General features: G+C 64.2%; 10 protein-coding genes and 2 tRNA genes. 2 read left to right on the top strand and 10 right to left on the bottom strand.

The genetic code is table 11. The features are described 5' to 3' along the window. The first annotated feature begins 177 nt into the window (after positions 1 to 177). Positions 178 to 1,275: an IS630 family transposase gene (locus G6021_RS16400; protein ID WP_182641753.1), complete on the top strand. Its 1,098-nt coding sequence runs from the start codon at positions 178 to 180 to the stop codon at positions 1,273 to 1,275. 1 nt (position 1,276) lies between these two features. Here the strand turns inward: G6021_RS16400 and cas2e are convergent, their stop codons facing one another. From cas2e to G6021_RS16350, 10 genes are all read right to left on the bottom strand, one after another. Then, complete coding sequence (gene cas2e / locus G6021_RS16395) at positions 1,277 to 1,618, bottom strand: type I-E CRISPR-associated endoribonuclease Cas2e (RefSeq protein ID WP_182611264.1); 342 nt, start codon at positions 1,616 to 1,618, stop codon at positions 1,277 to 1,279. After that, positions 1,612 to 2,580, bottom strand: coding sequence for a type I-E CRISPR-associated endonuclease Cas1e (cas1e, locus tag G6021_RS16390; protein ID WP_182641752.1), 969 nt, complete (start codon positions 2,578 to 2,580; stop codon positions 1,612 to 1,614). Before cas1e ends, cas2e begins: the two co-directional genes overlap by 7 nt. 3 nt (positions 2,581 to 2,583) lie before the next feature. Beyond that, positions 2,584 to 3,255, bottom strand: coding sequence for a type I-E CRISPR-associated protein Cas6/Cse3/CasE (gene cas6e / locus G6021_RS16385; RefSeq protein WP_182641751.1), 672 nt, complete (start codon positions 3,253 to 3,255; stop codon positions 2,584 to 2,586). Between the two features lie 8 nt (positions 3,256 to 3,263). Then, the gene (cas5e, locus tag G6021_RS16380; RefSeq protein ID WP_182611261.1) at positions 3,264 to 3,953 is read right to left on the bottom strand and encodes a type I-E CRISPR-associated protein Cas5/CasD; all 690 of its coding nucleotides are present in this window, start codon (positions 3,951 to 3,953) and stop codon (positions 3,264 to 3,266) included. Beyond that, positions 3,950 to 5,074, bottom strand: a complete 1,125-nt coding sequence (gene cas7e / locus G6021_RS16375; RefSeq protein ID WP_182641750.1) for a type I-E CRISPR-associated protein Cas7/Cse4/CasC — start codon at positions 5,072 to 5,074, stop codon at positions 3,950 to 3,952. Before cas7e ends, cas5e begins: the two co-directional genes overlap by 4 nt. A gap of 30 nt (positions 5,075 to 5,104) precedes the next feature. Continuing rightward, positions 5,105 to 5,743 carry a type I-E CRISPR-associated protein Cse2/CasB gene (gene casB / locus G6021_RS16370; protein WP_182641749.1) on the bottom strand — a complete coding sequence of 213 codons (639 nt, stop codon included), beginning with the start codon at positions 5,741 to 5,743 and terminating at the stop codon, positions 5,105 to 5,107. Then, positions 5,740 to 7,401, bottom strand: coding sequence for a type I-E CRISPR-associated protein Cse1/CasA (gene casA / locus G6021_RS16365; protein ID WP_182611258.1), 1,662 nt, complete (start codon positions 7,399 to 7,401; stop codon positions 5,740 to 5,742). Before casA ends, casB begins: the two co-directional genes overlap by 4 nt. Then, positions 7,398 to 10,220, bottom strand: coding sequence for a CRISPR-associated helicase Cas3' (gene cas3, locus G6021_RS16360; RefSeq protein ID WP_182641748.1), 2,823 nt, complete (start codon positions 10,218 to 10,220; stop codon positions 7,398 to 7,400). The genes casA and cas3 overlap by 4 nt, the downstream gene beginning before the upstream one ends. A 353-nt stretch (positions 10,221 to 10,573) precedes the next feature. Further along, positions 10,574 to 10,647: transfer RNA gene (locus tag G6021_RS16355), tRNA-Met, on the bottom strand. Positions 10,648 to 10,666: 19 nt separating this feature from the next. Beyond that, positions 10,667 to 10,739, bottom strand: a tRNA-Thr gene (locus G6021_RS16350). A gap of 129 nt (positions 10,740 to 10,868) precedes the next feature. On the opposite strand from G6021_RS16350, the gene G6021_RS16345 reads away from it, so the two are divergent. After that, positions 10,869 to 11,247: glycosyltransferase family A protein (locus tag G6021_RS16345; protein WP_182641747.1), on the top strand; the 379-nt coding region annotated here is incomplete at its 3' end.

Genomic DNA, 11,247 nt, shown 5'->3' with positions numbered 1-11,247 from the left:
AGCCCCGCCTGCGCGGGGACGACTCCATCTGCATCATGTCCGACGTGGCGACCTTGGGAACAGCCCCGCCTGCGCGGGGACGACACTGGCTGACCAGCGGAAAATGGAGCAGTACTCGGAGTTCTAGTGTCGTGCGTGTGAAGTAGTTTTACGGTTGGGTTTGTGAAATCATGGGGCATGGCGAATCGACCTGCCCCGGCATTGATGTTGCGTCCCGGCGATCGCGAGAAGCTTGAGAGAATGACGCGCTCGCAGTCGATGTCGGCAGGCATGGTGCAGCGAGCACGCATCGTGCTGCTGGCTTCGGAGGGCCGGCGCAATGCGGAGATCGCCGAGTTGGCCGGGGCGTCGCGGCCGAAGGTGAACCTGTGGCGCGGCAGGTACGAGGACAAGGGCATCGGGGGCTTGGCTGATGAGAAGCGTTCTGGTCGGCCGCGCACGATCGATCACGCGGAGATCGTGACGGCGACCTTGATGCCGCCGCCGAAGTCTCTGGGCGTGACCCACTGGTCGTCGCGGCTGCTGGCGACACGGTTGAAGGTCTCGGCCTCGACGGTGGTCACGGCGTGGCGTGCCTACGGGATCAAGCCGTGGCGCTCGGAGTCGTTCCGGTTCTCCACCGATCCTGAGCTGGTCGGCAAAGTCACCGACATTTGCGGCCTGTATCTGGCGCCGCCGGAGAACGCGATCGTGTTGTGCGTGGATGAGAAGTCCCAGATCCAGGCGCTGGATCGTACTCGGCCGATCTTGCCGATGCAGCCCGGCCTGATCGAGCGGCGCAGTCACGACTACGTCCGGCACGGCACATCGACGCTGTTCGCGGCGCTGGACATCGCCACCGGTCAGGTCACCGCCGCACTCAAACCGCGGCATCGCAACCAAGAATTCCTGGCGTTCCTGAAGCAGATCGAGCGGGCGTACCGTCATGTCGTCGATGCCGACGGTCAGCCAGCTGAGCTGCACCTGGTGATGGACAACTACGCAGCCCACAAGCACGCAAACGTCAAGGCCTGGCTGGCCGAAAATCCTCGGTTCACGGTCCACTTCACACCCACCCACGCGTCGTGGATGAACCTGGTCGAGGTGTGGTTCGGCATCGTCGAACGCCAGGCCATCCGCCGTGGCGTCTTTACATCCGTCAAGGACCTGAACGCGAAGATCCGCGCCTTCATCGACGGCTGGAACCACCGATCCCACCCCTTCGTCTGGACGAAAACCGCCGACGAAGTCCTCAAGAAAGCCAACCGTAAGAAGACTTCAAATGCGGACCACTAGTTTACTTTCTCCGGCGCAGATGCGACGCAGCAGACCAACCTCTACGCATTCCGGTGGTGCGCTTACTAGAGGTGGTTCTACGCATCACACGTAGCCCCTCGAAATCCTCTACCGACCAGTCGTGCCGATGGACACGAAAGTCGAACCCTTGCTCTGTTTCCCTTGTCGAGTAAGTCATGATCGCTCGCCCGTCTTTCACGAGTTCAAGGATGAGCTTCCAGAGCTCATCACGCAGCCTCGCATTGACTCTGCCCACGAACACTCCTGGACTCACTTCGATCAACCATCGAGTCAAGTGACCCCGTAGCCCGGCTGGGCAAGCTGTGAGGACAATCGTCACCATGGCACGTCCTCGCTGTAGTTCGTACCGCCAGACACCCGCCCGAGTTGCTCATCCCAGAGTTCAATCACCGTCGCGAGCCCGTCCTCACCCTCATCTTCCGTTTCCGGTAGCAACAGAAAACGTAGATCAGCCACGCATCTACTGAGGATCCGGTGTCCACGCATCGCGTCGCGAACCTGCCTCCTGACGGTGGAGGCGAGCCCCGCAAGCGCTTCAGGGTCATCTTGATCCATCTGTGCAACCGACTGGAATGCAATGGGCACGGTGATGGCCGATTTGTACAAATCAGCAATATCGTAGATGAACGACCTGTCGTGACCGGTGTGGACGAACCCCAGCCCCGGCGAGCATCCGATAGCCACAATCACCGCATGGACTACGCCGTACAAACACGAGTGCGCGGCAGAGAGGGCCTGGTTGATCGGATCCGACGAGTCGAAGTCGTCCACGGTGAACTCTCTCCGCGACCACTCCACGCCGGTCGTGACCGACCAATCCCTATACGACTTCCGCACGCGCGCACCCTCCCGGCCGCGCAACTGCTGCATGGTCAGACGCGATACGTCCTCACCTGGAAAGCGCATCGCGTACATCTCCCGCGCAACAGCGAGACGGGACCGATTGTTGCTGACTAATCGCGCCTGAGCTTCGAGCAGCTTCGTCGACCGTCCCAATGGTCTGCCGTGGGCGTAGTAACGCACCCCGTTCTCACCCGTCCACACGACCGACGATCCACTATCGGCGAGAACGCACATTGCTTGGTGGGTGACCCGCGTACCCGGGCCCAGCATCAGCACCCCGAGCGAGGCGCTCGGGATATGGATGACCCCGAGTTCATCGGTGGCGGTGAGCGCATTCGCGTCTCGCCCGATAGTGCAGTGTTCCAAGTAGAGGAAGGTGACTCTGTCCTCCACCCGGGTCAATTCCCGGGACTTGGAGGGACGGATTCCGGGTGTCTTCACGATTCACCTCCGGCCGAGTGGCGCCAGTGTGAGAAGCCCGCACCCATATGCCTTGGCCTTGCCGACGCCGTTGGTCAAAGTGCTGCGGAGTGCGTCGACATCAGTGACTCGGATCGCCCCATCGAATTGGGACCTCGATACTGTCACCGTGGCTCCCTTGCGTTGGAAACGCGAGATCTCACGCGACGTCACCGCGACGGCGGGAACCCTCTTCCCATCGTCGAAGACTCCACCGGCGTCGATGAACTCCACACCGAGTGAGGACGCACGATCAGTGAGCCAACCCAATTGTTGATCGACGGTCACATGGGCGAACCGACGCTTCTTCCCGTCCTCCCCCGTGACGATTCGGCTCGGATTGGCGACCAACCGGAACGAGTATTCTTGACCCAATGTGATCCGATCGAGCACACGGCCATACGGACGCACGTCCCACGATTCCTGATTGGACCAGCCGGCTTGCTCCTGGATGTGCTCGAACGACGGAGCGGTCGGGCTGAGGATGTACAGCGCCAAGTGGTCACCGTCGCGATCCATACGCCAGAGAACACGGCCTTCTCCGTGTGCGGTCGGGGGGAAGGACGACATCACAGCGGCGTGCACGGTCTGCGGATTGCCGACCAGGAGTCGGGTGCCCCGCCGACGCGGATTCAGGTGCATTCGCGACAAGTACATAGTTGGCCTCACAACATGCTCATGGGGTCATGGCCGACTCCCGGACGCCCGAGTGGATTGTCGACGATGACCTCTGTGTGGACGACCGCTCGCACTCCGTGCCTACGGTCTCGGGGGTCGAAGCTCACAGGATGATCGGAGATTAACTCGTCCTGGACCGATCCTTGCGTGGCGTCGAGGGTCACCGGGAGGTGAGCGGGCGACGAACACGTCTTCCGATACCAATCCGAGGCTTGCCACGGCTCGTCGCTCAACGCCTGTTCGACTCCGGGGTCCCGCATCCCGAGAACCACGCGTCCGGCCGGTGGGCATGATCGACGCCCCAGATAAACGGGGAAGACCGGTCGACGGAGCGCCTCCCGCAGACCTTCGAGGAGCTCGTCCTCCCCTTCGACCGCGACCACGAAACATGCGTCACTCAAGTAGTGACGAGAGGTGAGTGGCTTGGACTTCCCGGTGCGCCAGTCGATGCTCGTCTGGAAGTCGCGAACGAGCCGGCCCTGCTGATCGCTCCGGACACCGAACCGCAGACTAGCGAGGTCCTCGATCGGATCGGTGCGCCTCCGGCCAGACGCAGCGGCGAGCAAGCCCACGACCCCGCTCTTGGTCGGTTCCCTCCTAGTCGTGCGGTCGTTGAACCGACTCGAGTCGCCCCATGCCTGAAGCGGGCCGGCGAGTCTGAGGAGAAGCGAGGTCACTTCTCTTCCACCCTTTCGCGAACCTGCTCGCCCACCAGGCGGACGACACCGTTGAGGTCGGCCCGCTGACCGATCTCCCCGAGCTTCTCGAGCGCCGTCTCGGTCGCCGCGGCACCTGCAGCGAGGAACGCACCGGCGACGGGGAGGGTCCCGTAAGCGGCATCCTGGTCGGCCGCGTGTTCGGCCAATCGCAAGACCGCCTGCTCCGTGCGACCGGTGGTCGACGCGATGGCGGATTCGAAGGCTCCGACAAGGTTGACCGGCTGATCGTCTCGGACTTGGACCAGGACGAGGTCGGCCCGGGTCCTGTTCGCGAAGGTATTGCTCTTGCCGGTGGGCATGGACACAGCGAAGGCCCGTACGAAAGCTTCGGCCGCCTTGGCAGCGGCCTCGATCGACCCGAGTGAGGCGGCGAGCGCGTCGGCGTTCACCGTTGCGTACCGGTACATCGTCGATGACACGAACTCGACAGTGCCGATCATTCCCGCGCCTGCATTGTCCTCCGGCGACTTGTCGTCTACCGCGGTGAAGTAGTCGAACTCGTTGGAGGCGGGGTGCACCGAGATCGCGTGAGCCACCTGACAGCAGGCGTCGACGTTGAGGTCGGGCGCATTGGCGATCATGCGGCCGAACAAGGCTACGTCGATAGAGGTGTCGTCATGGAACGCCTTCTTGACCGACTTCTTGTCCGGAGTGCTGTCGACGGAGTCGATGGCGAGTTCCGCGAGGGCCGAAATTTGGGCACGCGAGAGGAAGATCAGGTACTCGGTCTGCGGTACCTCCCGCTTCTCGGAGGATTCCTTCTTCTCCTTGGCCAAATTGATATCCACGACCTTGAGCACTTTCGCGGCGAGATCCTCGGCGGACTCCTCCAGATCGGGGCGCCGTGCGACGATCTCCCCGATCATTTGCTCGACGACCCGCTTGGTCCTCACCCCGAGCTCCGCGGTGTCGAGGTGCGAAGAGAACTCGGCGCGCGTGGCCCGCTTCCACGCTTGACTCGATACTCGAGACCTGCGAACCCCGCCGTACACCGCGGACTTGGGCGAGCCCGTGTCATCTCGATTGATGTTGGAAGGCGGAACCGTTTGGATGATATGTACGTCGATATAGGTAGTCATTGCTACTCCTGTAGTGAGAGGGCTGAGGACTCAGTTCTTGGACGGGGGCTGGTGGGCGTTCGGGCGAGACCTCGGCGCGGTGTACAGATCGCGCGCCCACCGAAGCTTCACCCTGATCGCTCCTTCAGGCGAGTGAAGCGACGCAACGTCCGACGCGAGTCGTCCGTAGTCCAGCGGGATCGACTTGGCTTTGAGGAGGAGGACGATTCCCCTCAGGTGATGCACGATCTCAGGGAGTTCGTCTGCCGTGACCAACGCCTGAAACCGGCGAAGCGTCGCCTGCTCGTGTTCTTGCGCGTCGTTCGGGGTGGCCAGCTTTCGCACCGCGGATCCCAACCTCGCGGACGGACCGCCGACGTGCATCGGTTGCGCCTGCGACTGCTGATGGAGCGCGAACAGGGTCAGAGCGATGTGCGCGGCGTATTCGTAGGGGCCGACGTCGTCGCCCTCTCCCACCAGTTCTTCGGGAAATCCCGCGTAGACCTCTCCCCACGCCTCGGGTTGAACAGCGATATCGGCGCCGACCGCGCGTCGCATCCGAGCGAGGGACGCCCGGGCGGAGCTGTCGCCGGCAGAGAGACGCTTATGAAGTCCGACCGCCCTACTTCGCACGTAGCTTTCCAGCGTCTCGCGGCGCGTGCCTGCCTGTGCGGGCTCGGTGGTGATCATTGTTCAGTCCTCTCGGTGGTGCTGTCGTCGGCGTAGTTGGTTGCCGGGAGGTCGTCACGAGGCAGGAAGGGCAGTGCCTTGGCGAGTGACCGATGGAACCACAGGTCCGCCTGCCCCACGGAAACCACATGCCCGGAGTGCTCGCGGCCGCGCCACGCTGCCGGCGGGGCGTTCCGCACCAGCTCCTCCCCCCTGGCCGCGAGCGTCCGGCGACACCCCTCACGCCAGCTCTGAAGACTTGCGTCGGGCGATGTCTCCGGACCGAGGTCGCGCAGCCAGCGTCGGAATGCACGATCGAGTTCCTCGTAAGCGCCGGACACGGCACCCTCGCGGGCGGGCCCCGCGTCACCACCCGCCGCGACGACCAGATTGTCGGCGAGGCTCCCGAGCGCCCGGATCGCGGCGTCGGTCTCACCGACCGCGGTCGTGGCCGCCGCGCGATGTGCACCGGAGGAGACGTCTGCGAGCACGCCGGCGAAGGCGAGCCGATCAGCGAGGACGGTGGAGATCACCGCCATCTGAGGGCCGTACTCGACCCCTGTCGCGACGATCCTCACCTGGAATCCAGGAGGGAGCACTTTCTCGCTCACGAGCTTGCCGACCCAATTCACCACTCCGGAGGGGCGGGCGGACTCCGCATCCCCGTACTTGGTCTTGACCTTTGCTCCGGACGGATCTGGGAGCAGTGTCTCCAGACCGCGCCACAGCGCGCGCCCCCTGGTCAGGGATCTCGGCATGTAGATGATCGACTTCGCCTTGGCGGTCTGCGGTTCGCTGAAACGCCAGGGCGTCATCAGTTCGTGCTCGCTCTGGAGGGTGTACGGGATGGGATCGCCGTTGCAGATGAGCACTTCGGCGACCTCCCCCTCCTCAACGTGGAGGCGCACCCGTCGTTCAGGCCACGTCAGGAGTCCGAGCTGACCGAATGGTCCACACATCTCAGGCGATCTCACGTCCTGGGTCAGGTGCTGCTCTTCCTCCCATAGAGGAATGTCCCTACGGTCGTACCTGCGATCTAGCACCAGGTTGAGCAACAGAGTCTCGCGGAGGTTCGTCCCCTCGATGTACTGCCCGCCCATCCAGCCCGCCCATCCGACGGGCGTCGGGTAGCCCTTCCCTCCCTTCACCCGTTGATCGCCTACTGCGCCTGACTTGATTCCCGACGGGTCATAAGCCTGACAGTGCAGGAGCCACCGTGAAGCCTCCCCCAGGCCCAGAGAGATCGACGGATCTCGTCGGCGAAACATCGCCCCGGGACCGGGGCAATCAGGGACGAGCAGTTCGAGGCTGCGCCACTCCCCTTTGGAGGTGTGAAGGTCAGGCACCTGCATGAACGGTCTCTGCGAGTCGAGGAGGTCAAACCGAGGCTTCCACGCGTCCAGGTATGCGGTGAGCCCTGCTGCGGGAAGCCTGTCTTGATTCCACAGTTCCTCCCACACGCCTTCCGGATCGCCGGTCGGCTCCGGCGCCACCGCGCGGTACAGCACGGCGAGCAGTACCCGCAGCACGGCGAAGTCCTGCGTGGGCAGCTCGCCCGCGAGCCTTTCGATCCTGTGCGACTCGGTGAGCGCCTCCGACAGGCTGACTTCCCGGACCTCCCCCTCGACGTCGCGGATACGGATCCAGGGCTTGTCTACGAGGTTGAATGTGTCGGTCATGCGTCCCCCTTGACCCGGACGGTCAGTCCGGTCGAACGGTCGTACTCCATGTGCAGGTCTCCGATCCGGACCCACAGGTCCTCGTTCAGCGGCAACGGCAGCATCCCTTTGAGCCATGGCGACTTCTGCCACCCCGGGATCCCACGCGTCTCCAGCTCCTCGATGAGCCAGGCTTCCCGTTTGCCACGAAAAGTCCAGGCGGGAAGTGAGACGGTGCACATCGCCACGGCTCGCGCCAGTTCGTCGTCGACACCTAGATCGGAGTCGACCAGTTCGTCACCTCGTCGCTCCAGCCACGGCAGGGACCGAACGCGGCCGTCGACCTCACGCACGACGACTACATCGAGAGAATTCTCAGCGTCTCGGACCTGGGCGTGTCCGAGCACCTCTTCCCTGGGCTCGTCAGATGATCCCGAGTTCCACCCGTAGGCGGGCCCAGGACCCGGTGAGCGGAGAAGAAACGCCCCGCTGCGACGCTCTCTCTCCGCATCGGATTCCTGCTGCCGTTTCTCGGCTGAGCGCCAGTCGTCCTCCCACCCAGCTGGCGGGACAGCGTCTGGTGAGTAGGCGGCACGGACGAGGTCTGCGACGTCGCGAGGCGACTCCACTATTCCTTCGGTGCGTTCGAGGTGATCACGGAGCACTGCCGTCGTGCGCAATAGAGATGCACCGCCGTATACATAGGATGACCCCTTGTCTACGGTCGGGCTCGATCCATCGGACGAGAGCTCGACGCCGCTGATGAGGAACCTCGGTGTCGCCGCGATCCCCGGCCTGGTGCCGGCCGGTCGGTCGTGCCTGTGCAAGCGGCCGGCTCGTTGGAGGATCAGATCGATTGGAGCAAGGTCGGAGTACATGAGGTCCGCATCGATATCGAGCGAACTCTCGATGACCTGAGTCGACACGATCACCATGCCGGGGGGTCGTCTGCGTCCGATCGCCGGTGGGCCCAGCAACTCCTTGACCTGACCTTCACGGTGGAGCCTGTCTGCCAGGATGAACCGTGAGTGCATCAACATCGTCCGACTGGATCCCAGCTCGTTGAGAAGGGCGGTGTAAACCTCCTGCGCCCGGGCCACCGTGTTCCGCACGACGACGACGCAGACTCCGCTGTTCACCGCGTCTGACACCGACTGGACAAGCTCAGCGTCGTCGTCGCCGACGAACTCCATACGATAGGCGGTCTCCCGGCCGCTGGCCGCTGGCTCCGTCAGAGTCGGTAGTCCCGACCCCACCCGGACGATCAGGGGGAACGCGGTGGCAGCAGCTGTCGCCTCGAAGTCGGGTCCCGGTCGGCTGCCCGCCACGATCTGCTCCCCCACTGCCGCTGATCGCCCCCTCCGATATGCCGCGAGCATCGCGCATCGGCGCTCCGGCGTGAGGGTCGCGGTCAAGGCGACGACCGGAACCCGTTCAGCACCGAGCCACTCCAAGGCCCGGTCGAGGAAGTGGGACATGTAGCTGTCCGCCGCGTGTACCTCGTCGAGGACCACGACCTTTCCGACGATCCCGAGGTGCCGCAGCATGAGATGACGAGACTGCAGCGCAAGGAGAAGCACCTGGTCGATGGTCCCGACGGTGAAGTCGGCGAGCGCCGACTTCTTCCTGGCCCGGAGCCACCAGTGCGCGGTCAGCGATCCGGCACCCGAGGGGGAATCGTCGTGGATACCCGCCAGCCCCCTATCCGGGACAACCGCGGACAGGCCCGTGAACTCGTCGTTGAATCGCGCACGACTGTGGGTCAGCAGTGCGGAGGCGACTGTTCCGGCGGGAACACTGCGATCGAGCCATGACAGTGTTCGGCTGAACATCGCGTCGCTCGTCGCACACGTGGGGAGCGCCACCGTCAACCCACCACATCCGAATTTGGCCGCGATGACCTCGGCTGCGGCGAAGGCCGCCTCTGTCTTACCCTCTCCTGTCGGTGCTTCGATGAGCATGAGCTCGGGTTCGATCATGAGTCGCGCCTGTTCAACGGCGGCGAGTTGCACCGGCCTCGGAGACGCACCTTTCGGCAGCTCGAAACGGTCGGCGAAAAGCGCGGCATCATCGAGTGGAGGGCTGGGCGACCAAGGCCTCGGCAGAGCGAGCGCAGCCAACCCCCTGGCCGCGCGGTCGCCATCTTCCCCATCAGTCCCGTACGGGAACAACTCCGTGTTGGACGCAATCCAATCGCACACCACGACAAAACCTGCGAGGACGACCTGCGCCGCCTGGGAGAGTCCCACAGTGGCCACCTGCACGAGCTCTGCCTCAGTGATCTCGGAGAGCCCCACAGCGAAGTCGATCGCCGATCGGCGGGATTCGGCCCAGATCGCGTCCGACTCCGGCAACTCCTGGGGCGGCCCTGGAGGGAACGTCCCGTGATGACCGGCCAGCACCGCCGAAATCGTCGAGGCCTTGCCGCGGCCCCCGATGGCTTCGAACAGCCACTCCCAGAGGCTTCTAGCGCTCACCGATCCGTGCGGCCTCTCCCTGCGTTGTCCCGAGCTGACCGCAGCGTTTGGTATCGCGAACCCCACGCGGGACATTCGCTCGCGCAACTCGACGTTCTGGCTCGCGAACTCCTCGCTGATCTTGCCGACATCGTGAGCGGCTGCGAGGAAGACCGCAAGCGAACCCGCCAGAATCTGGCTTCCCGTCTCGGCCGCCACGACTTCTCGAGAGGCGGGCGGCATCCATTCCATCCATAGACGGTTCGCCACTTCGGCGGAGTCAGCCATGTGACGCCACAGCGGAAGCCAGTCACCGTCATCGTCGGGCGACTTCGCCCACGCGAGCGACCACGGTCCGTCCGGTGGGCGGATCTTCGCAGTCATGTCAGACCCCTCGTGTACTTGTTAGGTGATGCAAGTCACTGTACGGGGTCAACATGATAGTTGCAACCCTCTCTTACTCTCCCACTTAAACATTAGTGACTGACTGACACTTGGTCTCGGTAGCGGTTAGCCATGGGGCCGAACGGTGTCGCACCATTCGGCCCCATGCACACCCGACCGAGATCGGGACAACTCACACTCGCCCGCCTAAACCGGAACAGCGCCTCGCGAGAGGCGACAGGGATCGGGTATGCCGATCCCTCAGAGTGATCACCTTCAAACTAGGGCACCGCGCCGTGGAACGACGAAACCGGCGCCCCCTACGAGGTGCCGGTTCGTGTCGTATTCTCTTGTAGCGATACCGGGGATCGAACCCGGGACCTCACGATTATGAGTCGTGCGCTCTAACCATCTGAGCTATATCGCCGTGCCCGGTGTGCCGTGCGAGCCCCCTGACGGAATCGAACCGTCGACCTTTTCCTTACCATGGAAACGCTCTACCGACTGAGCTAAGGGGGCCAGCCACCCCGGGTCGCGAATCACTCCGCAGCTCGAGGTTAAAGCCTCTAGCAGATTACACACACGCTGGAACAGTGCACAAATCGCCCGGTTGGATGGGGTCGGCGCCTCGCTGGCAGGATGAGGGGCATGCGCATCTCCGTGGTCGTCCCCGTCCTCGACGACGCCCACGAGCTCGCCGGGTGCCTCGCGGCCCTGCGTTCCCAGACGAGGCCGCCTGACGAGATCGTGGTGGTGGACAACGGTTGTGCCGACGACAGTGCCGAGGTGGCCCGCGACGCCGGGGCCCGGGTGGTCACCGAGGCCGTGCGGGGCATCCCCTCGGCCACGGCCACCGGCTACGACTCGGCCTCGGGAGACGTGATCGCCCGCCTGGACGCGGACTCCCGCCCGGGCCCGGACTGGGTGCAGCGAATCGACAAGGCGTTCACCGAGGACCCCGAGCTCGTGGCGATCTCCGGCCCGGGCGAGTTCATCGGGCTCAGCGGCTGGCGGGCCCGCGCCGCCC

It is taken from the genome of Dietzia sp. CW19, assembly GCF_014145265.1.
Lineage (GTDB): Bacteria > Actinomycetota > Actinomycetes > Mycobacteriales > Mycobacteriaceae > Dietzia > Dietzia natronolimnaea.
The sequence above is the reverse complement of the archived record's forward strand: the minus strand, read 5'-3'. Positions and strand labels throughout refer to the sequence as shown.

Coding starts and splice junctions, on each gene's coding strand:
- G6021_RS16400 (WP_182641753.1), top strand. CDS start 178: ATGGCGAATCGACCTGCCCCGGCATTGATGTTGCGTCCCGGCGATCGC.
- cas2e (WP_182611264.1), bottom strand. CDS start 1,618: ATGGTGACGATTGTCCTCACAGCTTGCCCAGCCGGGCTACGGGGTCAC.
- cas6e (WP_182641751.1), bottom strand. CDS start 3,255: ATGTACTTGTCGCGAATGCACCTGAATCCGCGTCGGCGGGGCACCCGA.
- cas7e (WP_182641750.1), bottom strand. CDS start 5,074: ATGACTACCTATATCGACGTACATATCATCCAAACGGTTCCGCCTTCC.
- casB (WP_182641749.1), bottom strand. CDS start 5,743: ATGATCACCACCGAGCCCGCACAGGCAGGCACGCGCCGCGAGACGCTG.
- casA (WP_182611258.1), bottom strand. CDS start 7,401: ATGACCGACACATTCAACCTCGTAGACAAGCCCTGGATCCGTATCCGC.
- cas3 (WP_182641748.1), bottom strand. CDS start 10,220: ATGACTGCGAAGATCCGCCCACCGGACGGACCGTGGTCGCTCGCGTGG.